Source organism: Streptomyces sp. NPDC020731 (genome assembly GCF_044334705.1).
In the GTDB taxonomy this organism is placed as follows: domain Bacteria; phylum Actinomycetota; class Actinomycetes; order Streptomycetales; family Streptomycetaceae; genus Streptomyces.
In genome coordinates, this window is record NZ_JBIRTN010000008.1 from 203,570 (window position 1) to 220,449 (window position 16,880).

19 protein-coding genes are annotated in these 16,880 nt (G+C 71.8%); 6 read left to right on the top strand and 13 right to left on the bottom strand.

What is annotated here, in order from left to right; all coding sequences use genetic code 11:
* Window positions 1-61: 61 nt before the first annotated feature.
* The 3 genes from ACH4VX_RS14810 to ACH4VX_RS14820 form a co-directional block, all read right to left on the bottom strand.
* Window positions 62-2,290 carry a protein kinase gene (locus ACH4VX_RS14810; RefSeq protein ID WP_398367778.1) on the bottom strand — a complete coding sequence of 743 codons (2,229 nt, stop codon included), beginning with the start codon at window positions 2,288-2,290 and terminating at the stop codon, window positions 62-64.
* A 75-nt stretch (window positions 2,291-2,365) separates the two neighbouring features.
* On the bottom strand, window positions 2,366-2,824 hold the full coding sequence (locus ACH4VX_RS14815; protein ID WP_398367779.1) for a MarR family winged helix-turn-helix transcriptional regulator: 459 nt from the start codon (window positions 2,822-2,824) through the stop codon (window positions 2,366-2,368).
* Window positions 2,821-3,426 (bottom strand): type 1 glutamine amidotransferase family protein, encoded by a 606-nt coding sequence (locus tag ACH4VX_RS14820; RefSeq protein ID WP_398367780.1) that lies wholly within the window; start codon window positions 3,424-3,426, stop codon window positions 2,821-2,823. Before ACH4VX_RS14820 ends, ACH4VX_RS14815 begins: the two co-directional genes overlap by 4 nt.
* A 157-nt stretch (window positions 3,427-3,583) precedes the next feature.
* On the opposite strand from ACH4VX_RS14820, the gene ACH4VX_RS14825 reads away from it, so the two are divergent.
* The 3 genes from ACH4VX_RS14825 (at window position 3,584) to ACH4VX_RS14835 (ending at window position 6,568) form a co-directional block, all read left to right on the top strand.
* Window positions 3,584-4,939 carry an aspartate aminotransferase family protein gene (locus ACH4VX_RS14825; protein WP_398367781.1) on the top strand — a complete coding sequence of 452 codons (1,356 nt, stop codon included), beginning with the start codon at window positions 3,584-3,586 and terminating at the stop codon, window positions 4,937-4,939.
* A 150-nt stretch (window positions 4,940-5,089) separates the two neighbouring features.
* Entirely contained in the window at window positions 5,090-5,803 is a 714-nt protein-coding gene (locus ACH4VX_RS14830) for a GntR family transcriptional regulator (RefSeq protein ID WP_398367782.1), read from the top strand.
* A gap of 114 nt (window positions 5,804-5,917) precedes the next feature.
* Window positions 5,918-6,568, top strand: coding sequence for a hypothetical protein (locus tag ACH4VX_RS14835; protein WP_398367783.1), 651 nt, complete (start codon window positions 5,918-5,920; stop codon window positions 6,566-6,568).
* A gap of 3 nt (window positions 6,569-6,571) precedes the next feature.
* Here ACH4VX_RS14835 and ACH4VX_RS14840 read toward each other — a convergent pair whose 3' ends face one another.
* The 7 genes from ACH4VX_RS14840 to ACH4VX_RS14870 all read right to left on the bottom strand — a co-directional run bounded on the left by ACH4VX_RS14840 (window position 6,572) and on the right by ACH4VX_RS14870 (window position 10,742).
* A complete protein-coding gene (locus ACH4VX_RS14840) occupies window positions 6,572-6,862 on the bottom strand; it encodes a hypothetical protein (protein WP_398367784.1) in 291 nt (96 codons plus the stop codon).
* Between the two features lie 105 nt (window positions 6,863-6,967).
* Window positions 6,968-7,528 carry a YgjP-like metallopeptidase domain-containing protein gene (locus ACH4VX_RS14845; RefSeq protein WP_398367785.1) on the bottom strand — a complete coding sequence of 187 codons (561 nt, stop codon included), beginning with the start codon at window positions 7,526-7,528 and terminating at the stop codon, window positions 6,968-6,970.
* Window positions 7,443-7,712 (bottom strand): hypothetical protein, encoded by a 270-nt coding sequence (locus ACH4VX_RS14850; RefSeq protein WP_398367786.1) that lies wholly within the window; start codon window positions 7,710-7,712, stop codon window positions 7,443-7,445. Before ACH4VX_RS14850 ends, ACH4VX_RS14845 begins: the two co-directional genes overlap by 86 nt.
* Window positions 7,667-8,086, bottom strand: a complete 420-nt coding sequence (locus ACH4VX_RS14855) for a DUF6247 family protein (protein ID WP_398367787.1) — start codon at window positions 8,084-8,086, stop codon at window positions 7,667-7,669. Before ACH4VX_RS14855 ends, ACH4VX_RS14850 begins: the two co-directional genes overlap by 46 nt.
* 118 nt (window positions 8,087-8,204) lie before the next feature.
* Complete coding sequence (locus tag ACH4VX_RS14860) at window positions 8,205-8,909, bottom strand: DUF5753 domain-containing protein (RefSeq protein WP_398367788.1); 705 nt, start codon at window positions 8,907-8,909, stop codon at window positions 8,205-8,207.
* Window positions 8,887-9,348 carry an ATP/GTP-binding protein gene (locus tag ACH4VX_RS14865; protein WP_398367789.1) on the bottom strand — a complete coding sequence of 154 codons (462 nt, stop codon included), beginning with the start codon at window positions 9,346-9,348 and terminating at the stop codon, window positions 8,887-8,889. The genes ACH4VX_RS14860 and ACH4VX_RS14865 overlap by 23 nt, the downstream gene beginning before the upstream one ends.
* A gap of 110 nt (window positions 9,349-9,458) precedes the next feature.
* Window positions 9,459-10,742, bottom strand: coding sequence for an adenylosuccinate synthase (locus ACH4VX_RS14870; protein ID WP_398367790.1), 1,284 nt, complete (start codon window positions 10,740-10,742; stop codon window positions 9,459-9,461).
* Window positions 10,743-10,927: 185 nt separating this feature from the next.
* Between ACH4VX_RS14870 and ACH4VX_RS14875 the strand changes: the two genes are divergently transcribed.
* Window positions 10,928-11,800 (top strand): diacylglycerol kinase family protein, encoded by an 873-nt coding sequence (locus tag ACH4VX_RS14875; protein ID WP_398367791.1) that lies wholly within the window; start codon window positions 10,928-10,930, stop codon window positions 11,798-11,800.
* 16 nt (window positions 11,801-11,816) lie between these two features.
* On the opposite strand, the gene ACH4VX_RS14880 is transcribed toward ACH4VX_RS14875, so the two are convergent.
* Window positions 11,817-12,314, bottom strand: a complete 498-nt coding sequence (locus tag ACH4VX_RS14880) for a GbsR/MarR family transcriptional regulator (RefSeq protein ID WP_398367792.1) — start codon at window positions 12,312-12,314, stop codon at window positions 11,817-11,819.
* A gap of 122 nt (window positions 12,315-12,436) precedes the next feature.
* Between ACH4VX_RS14880 and ACH4VX_RS14885 the strand changes: the two genes are divergently transcribed.
* Together ACH4VX_RS14885 and ACH4VX_RS14890 are read left to right on the top strand one after the other, a co-directional pair.
* A complete protein-coding gene (locus ACH4VX_RS14885; protein WP_398367793.1) occupies window positions 12,437-13,333 on the top strand; it encodes an ATP-binding cassette domain-containing protein in 897 nt (298 codons plus the stop codon).
* Window positions 13,330-14,964, top strand: coding sequence for an ABC transporter permease (locus ACH4VX_RS14890; protein ID WP_398367794.1), 1,635 nt, complete (start codon window positions 13,330-13,332; stop codon window positions 14,962-14,964). Before ACH4VX_RS14885 ends, ACH4VX_RS14890 begins: the two co-directional genes overlap by 4 nt.
* Before the next feature lie 9 nt (window positions 14,965-14,973).
* Here ACH4VX_RS14890 and ACH4VX_RS14895 read toward each other — a convergent pair whose 3' ends face one another.
* Both ACH4VX_RS14895 and ACH4VX_RS14900 read right to left on the bottom strand, forming a co-directional pair.
* On the bottom strand, window positions 14,974-15,567 hold the full coding sequence (locus ACH4VX_RS14895; protein WP_398367795.1) for a Uma2 family endonuclease: 594 nt from the start codon (window positions 15,565-15,567) through the stop codon (window positions 14,974-14,976).
* 87 nt (window positions 15,568-15,654) lie between these two features.
* Window positions 15,655-16,878: a cytochrome P450 gene (locus ACH4VX_RS14900; RefSeq protein WP_398367796.1), complete on the bottom strand. Its 1,224-nt coding sequence runs from the start codon at window positions 16,876-16,878 to the stop codon at window positions 15,655-15,657.
* Window positions 16,879-16,880 lie beyond the last annotated feature (2 nt).

Genomic DNA, 16,880 nt, shown 5'->3' on the forward strand with positions numbered 1-16,880 from the left:
CTCGACCTCCCGGTACGGGCAGGAACCCGCCCCGTTCGACGGCCGTGTCCGGTACGGGTCGTCAGTCCCGCGTGTAGGTGAGCTGTTCGCCGTTGCCGGTGTTCACGCGCTGGAGGGAGTCGCCGGGGAGCAGGGTGATCTCGCTGGCGGAGCCCGGGGTGCAGGCGCTGCGCGGCTGCCCGACCGTCACGGAGGACGGACCGAACTCCAGCCGGTCGCCGGAGCTTCCGGTGAGCCGGGCCTCGAAGACGCAGTGGTAGGTGCCGCTGCCGGTGGGCCCGTCGGCGACGAGGGACATGACCGTGTCACCGACCTCGCCCTGCTGGAGGGTCAGCCTGCGGGTGTGCTCACCGCTCGCGTTGTCGATGGTGGTGGACCAGCTGCCCAGGTAGTCGGCGGGGACGGTCCCGTCCGCGGGCGCGGAGGTGCCGGGCCGCCGTGTGCCGGTCGGCTGTGGGTCGTCCGGGGTGGTGGGGTCTGCACTCCGGGACGCGCCGCTGGGCGACGAGGGTGTGGTGGGGTCGCCGCCGGCGCGGTTGTCGGTGTCTCCGCCGCTCATCAGGGCGTACACGGTGCCGCCCGCGGCCAGCGCGACGACCAGCGCGATCACCACGAGCAGCACGGTGGAGCGGCCGTCCCGGCGCGGCTCGGACGCCGGACCGTACGGCGCCGGACCCGGCCCGAACGGCGGGGGCCCGTAGGGCGGGGTCCGGCCGGCGGCGTACCCGTTGTAGGGGTAGCCGTACGCGGGCTGCTGGGGGTGCCCGTACGGACCCGGCGCCGGGGGTGGGGCGGGGGTGTTCCGGCCCGCCACGAGGGTGGGCGGATGGTTCGCCCCCGGCTGCCCGGACGGTGGCGGGGAGGCAGTGCCGGCCGCGGGCGGCACTGCGGAGTCGTCGGCGGCACGGGCGTGCTCGGGGGTGCCGGCGTGGTGGCCCGCCCCAGGCGGCACGGATGGTCCGACGGGCGCGTCGGGACGTGCCGGTGTGGGGACGCCACCCGGCTGCCCGGCGGCGGGCGCGCCGGGGTACGCGCCGGGCGGTACCGGCTGCCCGGCGGCCGGTGCGGGGACGCCACCCGGCTGCCCGGCGGCGGGCGCGCCGGGATGCCCCGCGGGACCGACCTGTCCGGGCCCACCGGACGCGGCCGATCCGGGCTGCCCTGCGGGATCGGCCGCACCGGCGGGGCCTCCTTGCGCGGGCGCAACGGGTTCGGCCGGCCCGGGCGGCCCGAAGGGCCACGCTGCCGGTGCCGAAGCGGCGGCCGGGCCGCCGGGCTGCCCGGCGGGCGTGCCGTTACCGGCCGGCCCGGGCGGTACCGGTGGCCGGGCGGCGGGAGGCGCGCCCGCCGGTGTGGGCGGCATCGGGGTTTCCGGGTCCTCGGCGTCCAGGAGGCGGACCGCGTGGCGGCCGAGTTGGGCGACCAGGGCGCCCGGCAGCCAGGGGTCGCGGGAGCGGCCGCCGACGACGGTGTCGTCCGCGCCGGTGCGCTCCAGCACCTGGTCGAGGGTGGGCCGCGCCGCCGGGTCCTTGCGCAGACAGTCGCGTACGAGATCGGCGAGCCCCTCGGGCACCCGGTCCAGGTCGGGTTCCTCCTGGGCGATGCGGAACATCAGCGCGTGCACACCGCTGTTGGCGGTGCCGAACGGGAGCGTGCCGGTGGCGGCGTAGGCGAGCACCGAGCCGAGGCAGAACACGTCGCAGGCCGGTGTGATGCGGTCGCCGCGCACCTGCTCGGGCGCCATGAAGCCGGGTGAGCCGACGAGCGCGCCGGTGCGGGTGAGCCCGCCGTCGGTCACCGTCTCCAGCGCCCGCGCGATCCCGAAGTCGATGACGCGCGGGCCGTCGATGGTGACGAGCACGTTGGACGGCTTGAGGTCCCGGTGGATGATGCCGGCGGCGTGGATGTCCTTCAGCGCGTGCGCGAGACCGGCGGCGAGGATGCGCACCGAACGCTCGGGCAGCGCCCCGTGGTCGTGCCCGACCACCTGCTGGAGGCTGGGCCCGGCGACGTACCCGGTGGCGACCCACGGCACGGGCGCCTCCGTGTCCGCGTCGAGGACCGGCGCCGTCCAGTCGCCGCCGACCTGCCGCGCGGCCCGCACCTCCTGGCGGAAGCGCGCCCGGAACTCCTCCTGCTGGGCCAGCTCCTGGCGGACCAGCTTGACGGCGACGGTGCGCCCCCGGTCGGACCGGGCGAGGTAGACCTGTCCCATGCCGCCGGCCCCGAGCCGCGCCAGCAGCCGGTACGCCCCGATTCCCTGTGGATCCCCGGGCCCGAGCTTGTCCATCGCCGCGCCGCCTCCCCCCAATGAGCAACATCCCGAGGATAGTGCGGGGCCGGTACCCGATGAGCTGGGCGACCTCTACGGTTCCGTAACAGGCGGCCCGAGGGCGTCCAGCACCTTGGACAGGCGTTCCAGCGCCTCCACGGCCCGGGCGAGCTCGGCCTCCCCGTACGCCTCCGCCAGCCGCTCCGCGAAGGCCGCGTGGCCGGGGTCGAGGCGGCTGACCGCCGTGCGGCCCTTCTCCGTGGGGGCGAGGAGTTTGGCGCGGCGGTGGGCCGGGTTGGGCCGGTACTCGGCGAGTCCGCGCTCCACCAGCAGGTCGGCGATGCGCTGCACGCTCTGCCGGGTGATGCCCATGGCCCTGGCGATCCCGGAGACCGGCAGCGGCTCGCCGAGGACCGCGCCGAGCACCTGCCACCAGGCCGCGGTGAGCCCGGCGGGCCGGGCCAGCTCCTCGGCGACCGCGAGGAACTGGCCGTTCAGCCGGAAGGTGCCGAGCGCGCCCCGGCTGAGCAGGTCCTGACGTTCCTCGCTCACCGGGCCGTGGCCTTCGCGTACTCGGCGTACGCCTCGGGGTCCGAGTCGTGGAACAGCCGGTACCAGGCGTCGGTCACCGTCTCGTCGTAGACCCCGAGCAGCCGGAAGATCTCGCGGGCGAAGGCGACGGGCTCGGTCGGCCCGGCGGTGACGAGATTGCCGTCGGTGACCGCGTCGGCCTCGACGTACCGGTCGCCGCCCGCGTAGCCGGTCGCCGCGAGGTAGAAGGAGACGGCGCTGGTGTGCGCCCGCTCGTCGAGCAGCCCTTCGCGGGCGAGTCCGGCGGTGGCGCCGCAGATCGCGGCGACGGGCACACCGGCGTCGAGGAAGGCGCGGGCGGTGCGGGCGAAGGGGGCGAGGTCGTCGCCCTCGTCCCAGCGGTCGGCGCCGGGGAGGATCAGCAGCGCGCTGTCCTCGGGCCGCAGCTCGTCGAGCGTGAGGTCGGACAGGACGCGGAGGCCGCTGATGCCGGTGACGGGCTCACCGGCCGGGGTGACCGTACGCACCTCGTAGCCGGCGCGCGCGAGGTGCGCGGTGGCGTGACCGGTCTCCCAGTCGGCGAAGGTGTCGTAGAGGGCGAGATGCACGGGCTTGCGGGTCATGACCACTCCCTTGTGGGTACGCCAACAGATGACAGCATCTTGTCATTACGACAGCTTCCTGTCAATTACTGCTGTCGACAACCTGTCGCGGAAAGTCCCCCGCCGCAGACAGGCCGCCGATGTCGCGGCCCCGCGGCCCCGGCCTACCCTCGGCCGTATGACCCCTCAGCCGAACCCCGAGGTCGGGGCCGCCGTCAAGGCCGCCGACCGTGCGCACGTGTTCCACTCCTGGTCCGCGCAGGAGCTCATCGACCCGCTCGCCGTCGCCGGGGCGCAGGGGTCGTACTTCTGGGACTACGACGGCCGGCGCTACCTCGACTTCACCAGCGGGCTCGTCTACACCAACATCGGCTACCAGCACCCGAAGGTCGTCGCCGCGATCCAGGAGCAGGCGGCGCGGATGACGACGTTCGCGCCCGCGTTCGCCGTCGAGGCGCGGTCGGAGGCGGCGCGGCTGATCGCCGAGCGGACCCCGGGGGACCTGGACAGGATCTTCTTCACCAACGGCGGCGCCGACGCCGTGGAGCACGCCCTGCGCATGGCGCGGCTGCACACCGGCCGCCCCAAGGTGCTCTCCGCGTACCGCTCGTACCACGGCGGCACCCAGCAGGCGGTCAACCTCACCGGCGACCCGCGCCGCTGGGCCTCCGACAGCGGCACGGCCGGGGTCGTGCGCTTCTGGGCGCCGTTCCTGTACCGCTCCCGCTTCTACGCGGAGACCGAGGAGCAGGAGTGCGCCCGGGCGCTGGAGCACCTGGAGACGACGATCGCCTTCGAGGGGCCGTCGACCGTCGCCGCGGTCGTCCTGGAGACGATCCCGGGGACGGCGGGCATCATGCTGCCGCCCGCCGGCTACCTCGCGGGCGTGCGCGAGATCTGCGACAAGTACGGCATCGTCTTCGTCCTCGACGAGGTCATGGCCGGGTTCGGGCGCACCGGGAAGTGGTTCGCGGCGGACCTGTACGACGTCGTCCCGGACCTGATGACCTTCGCGAAGGGCGTGAACTCCGGATATGTGCCGCTGGGCGGTGTCGCCATCTCCGGGGCGATCGCCGAGACGTTCGGGAAGCGGCCGTACCCGGGTGGCCTGACGTACTCGGGGCACCCGCTGGCCTGCGCCGCCGCCGTCGCGACGATCGACGTGATGGAGCGGGAGGGTGTCGTCGAGAACGCGGCGACCCTCGGGGCGTCCGTCGTCGGGCCCGGACTGCGGGAGCTGGCGGAGCGGCACCCGAGCGTGGGCGAGGTCCGCGGGACCGGCATGTTCTGGGCGCTGGAGCTGGTGCGGAACCGGGAGACCCGGGAGCCGCTGGTGCCGTACAACGCGGCCGGTGAGGCGAACGCCCCGATGGCGGCCTTCGCCGCCGCCGCGAAGGAGGCCGGCGTCTGGCCCTTCGTGAACATGAACCGGACGCACGTGGTGCCGCCGTGCAACGCGAGCGAGGCGGAGCTGAAGGAGGGGCTGGCGGCACTGGACGCGGCCCTGTCGGTGGCGGACGGCTACGTGGAGTAGCCACCCCGGGAGGCCGGCGCGAGCGGGCGCGGGGAGGCCTCCGCCTCGCACCCTTTCGAACACCCCGGGCCCGTTCGAACGCGTAAGGTGGCGTGCCCGTGGACATCCGCGTGCACGCCACTCGAACGCGACGAGGGAGACGCCCCGACCATGCCCGGCTTCAGCGGCGGCGGCGCCGTGACCCGCAGCACCCTGCGGCAGCAGATCGCGGACGCGCTCCGTGACGAGGTGCTGGCCGGCCGGCTCCAGCCGGGGCAGGAGTTCACCGTCAAGGAGATCGCCGACCAGTACGGGGTGTCCGCGACCCCCGTCCGGGAGGCGCTGGTCGACCTGTCGGCGCAGGAGCTGCTCGACGCCGACCAGCACCGGGGTTTCCGGGTGCACGAGTACTCCGTCGACGACTTCCGGGACATGATCGAGGCCCGCACCCTGGTGACCGACGGGATGTTCCACGCGCTGACCGACGGTCACCTGGCCCACCTCCAGCCGGACGAGCCCCGCGTCGCCGCCGCCCTCGCCGGAGTGCGCAGGCGCGGCGAGGAGGCGCAGCGCGCGGCCCTCGCCGGGGAGGTCACCGTGCTGATCGGCTACGACCTGCGCTTCTGGCGCGAACTCGGGTCGGTGTTCGGCAACCCGTACCTCACCGACTTCCTGCACCGGCTGCGCCTCCAGACGTGGGTGTGTGTGGTGCAGCATCTGCGGCGGCTGCCTGATCTGCGCGGGCACCTGTGGGCCGCACACACCGATCTGGTCGATGCCTTGTCGCGCCGTGACACCGATTCGGCCCGCGCGATCGTCGAGTCGTACAACGCGCATTCCCTCTCCCTCATCGAGGGGCTGACGGCCGGTGGTGTGGGTAAGTGACCTGCACCAGGGTCCGCACGGGGGGAGCCGCCCGCGCCGGGCGCCGATACGCTTCCCCGACCACGACGAACACCCCGACCACCATGACCACCGCGCTGTGCGAGGAGTCCTCTTTTGGCCTGTGACCTGTGGCTGGTACCGCTCGTCGACGTGTTGTGCCACACGCCCGACAACCCGTTCGCCGAGGAACTCGCGCAGTACAACGCGGTGCTCGCCGAGGCCGGCCTGCCACCGGTGCCGGTGTACCAGTACATGCCGGGGCTGACCGGCGAGGTGGCCCCGGTCGCGGGTTTCGACTACGACGCGCTGCACTTCCTGCGGCGGGTGTACCTGCTCCAGGTGTGCGGGCTGCCGGTCACACCGGTGGACGAACTGGGCGGTGACTACGAGCAGTTGCTGGAGATGTTCGAGACGACGGCCCAGCAGGCCCACCTGGTCTGGCACTACGACCACGCGGGCGCGTACGTCCCCGTCGACTTCCCGCACCCCCTCGCCAACGACGAACTCCTCGCGGGCGGCGGCCCCTTGGGCTCCTCCCACGCGCTGCTGCGGGAACTGGAGCTGGTCGCCCCGTCCATCGGCATCGACCCGGCGAACCCCCCGGCCGCACCCGAGCCCCCGCGCGGCCCGACCGAGCTGGAGGAGCCGGCCGTCCCCGCCCCGTACGACCCCAGCCCCTTCGCCCGCGAACGCCACGTCTGGCTGGGCCTGCACGCGGCGGCGACACGGAGCCTGGCGCAGGGATCGATGATCGTGTTCAGCTGAGGCTCATCCCGTCGCGGAGAGCCCCTTCTGCAGGTCCTCCGCGTTCATGACGGGGCACATCTCGACCTCGGCGTTCATCTGGGTGAAGAACGGCTCACCCACCGGGGGGATCTCCGAGCTGTCCTGCATGTGGAGGACCAGCACCATCGTCCGCCGCCCGCCGATCGGACCGAAGTAGGCCGCCTCCGGCCGCAGCCGGTCGAGGATCTCCTTGACCTGCTCGGCCATCTTCCCGCTGCGGAGCAGTTCGTTCGCCTTCTCGGTGTCCAGCGTCGCCTTGAGCATCACGCGCATCGCACTCACCTTCTTCCGTGTCGATGCACGCTCCTGATGTCAGGGTATGCCCGTTCCATTCCTGACTTCGAGGGGACTGTAGGGCGCTCAAAGAGCGACCCCAAGTCATGAGGCGAGATCACCCATCCAGACGCGTCTCCCCGGCTCGTCCAGCTCCGCCTTCACCTGTCGGCACTCGGGCAGCGCCCGGCCCAGCAGCCTCCAGCAGTCGGGACCGTGCCCTGAGACCCGTACATGAGCGAGTTCGTGCGCGATCACGTAGTCGACCGGGTGGATGGGGAGCTGGAACGTGGCCCAGTACAGGGAGACCACCCCGTTCCCCGGCCCTGCGCGGTAGCTTCCCCACCGGTGTCCGAGGTCGCGCACACGGATCTCCGGCTCGGGGTTGTCCATGCGCGCGGCCCACGGCTGGAGACGTCCACGCGTCCACCGCTGCCCGGCACGGGGGTACCAGCCTGCGGGGGCCCTACGGACGCCTGCCGGGTCCCCAGCGATCGAGCAGTCAACGCGCAACCGTCTCGCGACCAGCCGTATGGGAACCTTATGAGATCGGCTGGTCCTTCCATGAGCTGCGCGCTGTTCACGTTTGTCCGAACCACACGATGTTGCAGATGTAGACGCACTCGTGCCCAGGAACGGCGAGGAACTGGAGGAAACCACGTCCACCGAACAGGGGGAAGTTCCTCAACCCTCCGGGCCTGTCCTCCGGCCTGCTGCCCGCCAGCTCGGCGTCACGTCCGAGCGCGGCCAACTCGGTGGCGATCCGCTCCACCTCTGCGATCACCCCGACGGGAAGGCCACCGGTCAGGTGCTCCTCGCTCGGGTTGTAGTCCCATTTCCAGTCACGCATAGCCCGGCCTCAGCCTCGGCGTCCGCGTGGATCTTCCTGATCTCGGCCATGGCGTCGACCGGGTCCTCCACCCCAGCGCTCACCAGCTCTTCCAGATGGCGTAGGCGGGCAGCCCGCGAAGGGTGGCGCTGGATGGCCACGAGGACACCCCAGGTACGGACGAACGTACGCAGCGGCGCGAACGACTGGAGCTCCTGGGCGCGCGTAGTAGCGCCGACGAGATCACTCACGAACGTCGGCATCCGGCTCGGCGTCAGGGTCTCGACGGCGGTCCGCAGCGCCCCCGGCGTGAGCGCGGGCATGGGGATGAGCGGCTCGTCGGCCTGTGGTTCCGCGGGCAGGGCGGTCACGGCATGCTCCTGGTCGGTGGACATTCGCTGTGTTGTCGACGGTACCCGCAGGCACCAGGAGGACGAAGAGGTACGAGTGGTCTGCGGCCGTGTGGGCGACACCCCCCGATCGGCGTGCCGCCCACACGCGGAAGATCCGACTCTACGGCCGGTGAACTCCGCCGCCGCCCACCACAGGCTTGCGACAGCGGTAGTTCGTCAGGTGCGTCTCCGAGTCCAGGAACGTCACACCGTTCGGCACATCGATCTGAACGGTGTCGAGCTGCCGGACGGGACCGCAGGCGTACATGGTCGAGCTGCCCGCGCTCGGGAATCCGCCTGCCGAGAAGGGCACCACGCGAAGGGTGACGGCCTCGCGCTCGGACTGCTCCAGCAGGTGCTCCAACTGTCGCTTCACGATGGCCGGTCCTCCGAAGAGCATCCGCAGCGCGGCCTCATGGAGCAGGAAGGAGCACGCCGGAGGGTCCGTGCGGTCCAGCAGCGCCCGGCGACGCACCCGAAAATCAATTTGGAGGTCCAGAGCCTCCGGGGACAGCGGCGGTACAGCCTCACCGAACACCGCCCGTGCATGGTCCTCATGCTGAAGCAGGCCGGGGAGATGTGTGATCTGTACGTGGCGAAGAGCCACGGCGTGATGCTCCAGCTCCGCCAGATCAAGCATGAACGAGGCGTTGGAGTCCCTGTACCCGTCCCACCAGTGGGAGCCGGCCCGCTCCTTGGCCATGCCTGCGAGAGCATCGACGTACGCGGGTTCCGGGCAGGAGTAGTTGGCCGCCCACACCCGCACACGGTCAGGGCTCACGCCGAACCGAGCAGACTCGGTATTACTGATCGCCGTCTTGTCCACGCGGTGCAGCGCGGCGGCCCCGGTGAGGGGAGGCGTACAGCCACTCGGCCTCCACCCTGCGCTGCCCGAGCTCGAATCCGTATGTCCAGCGCACACCGTCCGCGAGGATGAAGTCCGCCTCGTACAGGGACGTCTCTGCGGCGGCCTTGGGGTCGAGGGCGAACTCGTCTCGGGGGGTGCCGTCGTACGAGGTCCAGTCGGCGTACGAGCGCAGCACGCAGCGGCGCATGTTCCGCAGCGCGGCGATCATGTTCGACTTGCCGGAGGCGTTGGCGCCGAAGACGCCGAGGACGGTGTGGACGGGGAGCCGCCGGCCGTCGGAGAGTTCCGTCTCGCGTGCGGTGGCCCGCTCGTTCTCGTCGTCCTCGGGCGCGACGAACGACAGTTCCTGCTCGTCGCGCAGGGACCGGACGTTGGCCACCCGGAATCTCAGCAGCATCCCGCTTCCTTCACGACGGACACAGGGGGCGCCTCCCCCGAGCGGGACGGCCGGCCGGGGTCCCCGCACCGGCCATCCCATCAGATCCCCGGGCCTCCGGGAAGGAGAACCTAGAGGAACGAGTTGATCTCGATCGTCTCGGTACGGCCCGGGCCCACGCCGATCGCGGAGATCGGGGCGCCGGACATCTCCTCCAGGGCCTTGACGTACGCCTGGGCGTTCTTCGGGAGGTCGGAGAACGACTTGGCGCCGGTGATGTCCTCGGACCAGCCGGGGAGCATCTCGTAGACCGGCTTCGCGTGGTGGAAGTCCGTCTGCGAGTACGGCAGCTCCTCGACGCGCTTGCCGTCGATCTCGTACGCCACGCAGACCGGGATCTGCTCCCAGCCGGTGAGGACGTCGAGCTTGGTGAGGAAGAAGTCGGTGAGGCCGTTGACGCGGGTGGCGTAGCGGGCGATCACCGCGTCGAACCAGCCGCAGCGGCGGTCACGGCCGGTGGTGACACCGCGCTCGCCGCCGATGCGGCGCAGCGCCTCGCCGTCCTCGTCGAACAGCTCGGTCGGGAACGGGCCGGCGCCGACGCGGGTCGTGTACGCCTTCAGGATGCCGATGACCCGGCTGATCTTCGTCGGTCCGACGCCCGAGCCCGTGCAGGCGCCGCCCGCGGTCGGGTTGGACGAGGTGACGAAGGGGTACGTGCCGTGGTCGATGTCGAGCAGCGTTCCCTGGCCGCCCTCGAAGAGGACCACCTTGTCCTGCTCCAGTGCCTGGTTCAGCACCAGCACCGTGTCGGCGACGTACGGGGCGAGCTTGTCCGCGTAGCCCAGCAGCTCCTCGACCACCTGGTCGACGGCGATCGCGCGCCGGTTGTAGAGCTTGGTGAGCATCTGGTTCTTGGCGTCGAGGGCCGCTTCGACCTTCTGGGTGAGGATCGACTCGTCGTACAGGTCCTGGACGCGGATACCGACGCGGTTGATCTTGTCGGCGTAGGTCGGGCCGATGCCCCGGCCCGTGGTCCCGATCTTGCGCTTTCCGAGGAAGCGCTCGGTCACCTTGTCCACCGTCACGTTGTACGGCGTGATGATGTGAGCGTTTCCGCTGATCAGGAGCTTCGACGTGTCGACGCCTCGCTCGTTCAGCCCGCTCAGCTCGGAGAACAGGACCGACGGGTCGACGACGACGCCGTTGCCGATGACCGGCGTGCAGCCGGGAGACAGGATTCCGGAAGGGAGCAGGTGGAGGGCGTACTTCTGGTCACCCACGACTACCGTGTGGCCGGCGTTGTTGCCGCCCTGGTAGCGCACCACATAGTCGACGGAACCACCGAGCAGGTCCGTCGCCTTTCCCTTGCCTTCGTCACCCCACTGAGCACCGAGCAGCACAAGTGCGGGCACGCGCGTACACCCCTTCCGGGCGGGGCATGTCCAAGGTCAAGGGCGCACACGGAGGATCTCCGCCGCGTGCACCGCGACCATCGTTGGCCGCCAACCGTCGGACCGGATGCCCCGGAATAGACGAAGCCCCTGGCGCAATAGCGCAAGGGGCTCTTGCACAAAGATGCTACCCGAGGAAGCGAGGCATGGCCGAGGTGGCGACTTCCAGGATCTTTTCCGCGACGTCCGATCAGCTCCTGGTGGTCATCGATCCGGTCGCCCGACGGGCGGACGGCGAGTCCGTCCGGATCGCGAAAGACGTGCTCAGCGCGGGTGCGGCGGGCACGAAGGTGTGTCTGCCGGACGGTCCGGAGGAGTTCGCGCGGATGCTGGCGCGGCGCGGGTCGCGGCGGCCGGTGGTGGTGGGCGACGACCGGGCCCTGGTGCGGGCGGTGGAGCTGCTGCACCGGCAGCGGGAACTGGCCGACTGCGCGCTGTCGCTGGTGCCGGTGGGGGGTGCGGTCTCCCTCGCCCGGTCGCTGGGGGTGCCGGCGGGTGCGGTGGCGGCGGCGCGGGCGGTGCTGGACGGGGCGGAGCGGCGGATGGACCTGCTGGTGGACGACAGCGACGGGGTGGTGCTCGGTGCGCTGCGGATACCGCCGCTCGGCGGCACGGCACGGGTGCGGGAGGCGGGCGGCGGGGCGGGGCGCCCGTGGCTGCGGACGTGCCGGTCGCTGGTACGGACCCTGGTGCCGGCGCGGCCGTCCGGAACCGTCTCCGCGCCGGAAGCGGGACCGACGCGGCTGCGGGTGGAGGTGGACGGGGAGACGCTCGTCGATCTGGGGCAGCCGGTGGAGGGTGTCTCGGTCGTGCCCGGTGTCTCCGGGACGGCGCGGGTGGAAGTGCGTCCGGCGTCGGTGGGGGCGGAGGCGTCGCCGCTGCTGGCGGAGGGGCGGACGGTGACCGTGTCGGGCGCGCACTTCCGCTATCGGGCGGACGCGGCGGTGTCGGGGCCGGTGCGGACGCGGACGTGGGTGGTGCGGGAGGCGGCTTGGGGGCTCATCGTGCCCGTGCGGTAGCTTCCCGATCCGCCCCTCACCCCTGCCCGAACCGCTCCTCCCGATGCACCCGCCAGCGCTCCATCATCGCCTCGACCTCCTTCTCGACGAACTCGAAGAAGGCCAGCGTCTCCGTCAGCCGCCGCCCCGCCGGGGTGTCCGCGCCCAGGCTGGTGACGCCCTCCCGGAGGGCGTCCTCCCAGCGCTTGATGACGGCCTCGCGGTTGGTGAGGGCCTCGTACCACTGGTCGCCGTGGACCCGGTACCGCTCCCGGCGCGAGCCGGGCTCGCGTTCGCGCGACACCATGTGCACCTGGGACAGGTAGCGCACCGCGCCGGAGACCGCGGCCGGTGAGATCTTGAGCTGTTCGCCCAGCTCGGCGGAGGTCATGACCCCGACGTCGGAGGCGAGCAGGGCACTGAAGACGCGGGCGGGCATGCGCTGGAGGCCGGCCTCCACCATCTGTGCCGCGAAGTGCTCCACGAACCGTGAGACCGCCTCCGGGTCCCGGGCCGTCCCGCTCGGTTCCGCCATGATCCGATCATCTCCCCTGCTCAGGCGCCGTGGACGCCGTGGACGCCGTGATCAAGTCTAGTCGCCGATTCATACGCTTCCTTAACTTCACAAATTTCTGAAAGAAGCGTACGTTCCGAAACATGACGAAGGCCATCACCGTGTCCGGACTGCACAAGTCGTTCGGCCGGACCCACGCGCTGGACGGTCTCGACCTGAGCGTCGAGACCGGCGAGGTCCACGGCTTCCTCGGCCCCAACGGCTCCGGGAAGTCCACCACCATCCGCGTCCTGCTCGGCCTGCTGCGCGCCGACTCCGGTGCCGCCCAGGTGCTCGGCCGGGATCCGTGGGCGGACGCCGTGGAGATCCACCGTCGTATCGCCTACGTCCCCGGTGACGTGACGCTGTGGCGCAACCTCTCCGGGGGCGAGGTCATCGACCTGTACGGGAGGCTGCGCGGGGGCCTGGACCCGCACCGCCGCGCCGAGCTGGTCGAGCGGTTCGAGCTGGACCCGACGAAGAAGGGCCGGACGTACTCCAAGGGCAACCGGCAGAAGGTCGCCCTGGTCGCCGCGTTCGCCTCCGACGTCGACCTGCTGATCCTGGACGAGCCGACGTCCGGTCTGGACCCGCTGATGGAGGAGGTCTTCCAGCGCTGTGTCACCGAGGAGCGGGAGCGCGGGCGGACCGTGCTGCTGTCCTCGCACATCCTCAGCGAGGTGGAGGAGCTGTGCGACAGGGTCAGCATCATCCGCAAGGGAAGCACCGTGGAGAGCGGTTCGCTCGCCGAGCTGCGGCATCTGACCCGGACGAGCGTGAGCGCCGAACTCGCCGGGCCGCCCAACGGGCTCGCCGGGCTGCCCGGCGTGCACGACCTCGACGTACAGGGGCGGCGGGTGCGGCTCCAGGTCGACACCGACAAGCTGGACGCGGTGCTGCGCGCGCTGAGCGAGTCGGGCGTGCGGTCGCTGACGTCCACCCCGCCGACGCTGGAGGAACTGTTCCTGCGGCACTACCAGGACGAGGTGACCGCCCGATGAGCGCCGCCGCCTTCGCCGTACGGCCCACGAGTTCGCGCCAACTCGCCGGCACCGCCGTCCTGCTGCGCTTCGCGCTGCGCCGGGACCGGGTGATGATCCCGGTCTGGGTCGCGGTGAACGCGCTGATGGTGCTGTCCATGCCGAACACGCTCAAGGGCCTGTACGGCACTCCCGCCGAACGCGCCGACCTGGTCGCCCAGATGGCCGGCAACTCCTCGCTGCGCGCCATGGTCGGTCCCGTCTTCGGCGATTCGCTCGGCGCGCTGACCGCCTGGCGGGTCGGGGTGTACGCGGGGGCGCTGGCCGCCGTGGTCGGTCTGCTGGTCGTCGTACGGCACACCAGGGACGAGGAGGAGAGCGGACGTCAGGAGATGGTGGCGTCCGGGATGGTCGGGCGCAGGGCCTCGCTGACGGCGGCGCTGCTCGCGGCGGCCGTCGCGAACGGAGTACTGGCGCTGCTGGTGACGGCGGGCCTGGCCGGGCAGGGCGCGGCGGGCGCGCTCGCGTTCGGGCTCGGGATCGCGGGAGCGGGGATGGTGTTCGCGACGATGGCGGCGATCGTGGCCCAGTTGACGGAGAGCGCGCGGCTCACGCGGGGGCTGACGGCGGCGGTGCTGGGGGCGGCGTTCGTACTGCGGGCGGGCGGCGACTCGGCGACCGATGGGGGCACCTCCCAGGCTTTTGGCACTGGGGGAGGCTCGTCGCCGCTGACGTGGGCGTCACCGCTCGGCTGGCTGACGAACCTGCGGGCGTTCGCCGGTGAACGGTGGTGGGTGCTGGGGCTGTTCGCGGGCGCGGTGCTGGTGCAGGGGGCGGTGGCGTACGCGCTCGCCGGGCGCCGGGACCTCGGCATGAGTTTCCTGCCGAGCCGTCCGGGGCCGGCCGCCGGGCGGCTGGGCGGTGCGGGGGCGCTGGCCCGGCGGTTGCAGCGGGGCGGTGTGCTCGGCTGGAGCCTCGGGTTCCTGCTGGCGGGGCTGGTGTACGGCGGGATGGCGGAGGGTGCGGCCGATCTGGTCGGCGACAACGAGGGCGCCCGGGAGATCTTCCAGCGGATGGGCGGTCAGTCGGGGCTGACGGACGCGTTCCTCGCGGCGATGGCCGGGATGCTCGGCCTGGTGGCCGCCCTGTACATCGTGGCGTCGGTGCTGCGGCTGCACGGCGAGGAGACCTCGGGGCGGGCCGAACCGGTGCTCGCGGGGGCCGTCGGACGGCTGCGGTGGGCGGCCGGGCATCTGGCGGTGGCGTTCGGCGGGGCGGCACTGCTGATGCTGCTCGCGGGGGTGGGCCTCGCGCTCGGCCACGGTGAGCAGGCGGGCGTGATCCTGGGGGCGTGCCTGGTGCAGGTCCCGGCGGTGTGGGTGATCGGTGGGGTCGCGGTCCTGCTGTACGGACTGGTGCCCCGGGCGGCGACGGTCGCGTGGGGCGTGGCCGGTGCGGTGCTGCTGATCGGCTGGGTCGGGCCGGCGCTGGACGTACCGCGGGCGGTGCTGGACCTGTCGCCCTTCGGTCATCTGCCGAAGCTGCCGGGCGGGGAGATGGCGTGGGCGCCGGTGCTGGTCCTCACGGCGCTCGCGGCGGCGCTGGTCGGGGCGGGGCTGGCCGGGTTGCGGCGGAGGGACATGACGGCGTGACCGGGGTCGTCAGTCCATGTACGGCTTGAGCTCCTCGGCGTCGAATTCGATACCGACGGGCTCGGGAAGCACGACCCTGTCGCCCAGCTGGCGCTTCTGGATGTTCCGGTAGCCGGCCACTGGGTGCGGGTCGCTGTGCACAAGAATCGAGCGGCGGTCGCGGTCGATCAGCAAATAGACGGGGATCCCGGCTTCGGCGTAGGCCTGGGGCTTCTCCACACGGTCGCGAGCGTGCGTGTCCGAGTCGAAGGACGTGACCTCCACGGTCATCAGCACGCCCTCGATGTCCGCCCAGTCTCCCTGTCCGGCGAAGTGGGCGACGGGGGCGAGTACCGCGTCCGGAAGGGCCCGGCCCTTGCGGTAGGACTCCACCTTCAGCCCTTGCACCGGGCTGAGATCGAGTTCGGGCCTGGCCTGCATGCACTGACGGATCAGCCACATGATGATCGCGCCGTGATTGCCGTTGGTCACTTTCCTGAGCCCGATCCGTCCGTTGATGAACTCGAACCTGACGGTCTCGTCCTCACGCTCGGCGAACTCGGCGATCCGCTCGAACATGTCCACCGACAACTGGGATGACGCGCGTTCTGCCATAACCGTCATGGTGCCTCCCTCCGCAGGCGGACACCAGCTTGACGAGTCATCCACGTCCATCACCGGAAGTCGGCCGGTGATCATCCGAACGGGTGATCACCCCACGTCCACGGCCAGCCCCTCCAGACCCCTGATCACGAAGTTCGGCTTCCGCTGCGGCTCCGCCGCGAGCCGCAGCCCCGGCGCCTTCTCCAGCAGGGCCGACATCGACGCCGCCAGCTCGATACGGGCCAGTGGTGCGCCGATGCAGTAGTGGATGCCGGCGCTGAAGGAGATGTGCGGGTTGTCGGCGCGGGTCAGGTCCAGGCGGGACGGGTCGGTGAAGACCGCCGGGTCGTGGTTGGCGGAGCCGAAGAGCATCGCGATCTCCGCGCCCCTCGGGATGACCCGGCCGTCGATCTCGATCTCGTCGAGGACCCAGCGTTCGAAGAGCTGGAGCGGGGTGTCGTAGCGCATCAGCTCCTCGATCGCCGTGGGGATCAGGGAGTGGTCCGCGCGCAGGGCGGCGAGCTGGTCGGGGTTGCGGAACAGCGCCCACCAGCCGTTGACCGTGGAGTTCACCGTCGCCTCGTGGCCGGCGTTCAGCAGCAGGACGCAGGTGGAGATCATCTCCTGCTCGGTGAGCCGGTCGTCGTCCTCGTCGTGGGCGGCGATCAGACCCGAGACCAGGTCGTCGCCCGGGTTCTTGCGGCGCTCGGCGATCAGCTCGCGCAGGTACTCCGAGAACTCGACCGACGCCCGGACCGCCCTCGCCGCCGTCTCCTCCGGCGGGTTCAGCTCGTACATTCCGCAGATGTCCGCCGACCAGGGCCGCAGCGGCGCCCGGTCCGCCTCCGGGATGCCGAGCATCTCGGCGATCACCGCGACCGGCAGCGGCTCGGCGACGTCCTTGAGCAGGTCGCCGCCGCCCGCCTCGACCAGCGCGGACACCAGGTCGTCCGCGAGATCACGGACGTACGGTTTGAGGCGCTCCACCGTGCGCGGGGTGAAGGCCTTCGACACCAGGCGGCGGATGCGGGTGTGGTCCGGCGGTTCGAGGTCGAGCATGCCGTGGTCGTTGAGGGTGTGGAACGGCTCGTGCTCCGGCGGCGGGGCGGTGCGGCCGAACTCCTCGTGACCGAAGCGGTGCTGGTACGTCCGTCCCAGGCGCCGGTCGCGCAGCAGTGCCGAGACGTCCGCGTGGTGCGCGACCAGCCACTGGCCCGTCGGCTCGAACCAGTGCACCCGCCCGCGTTCGCGCAGCTCGGCGTAGGCGGGGTACGGGTCGGCGACGAACGCGGGGTCCCACGGGTCGAACGCGAGGTCGGGAAGGGCTGCCATGA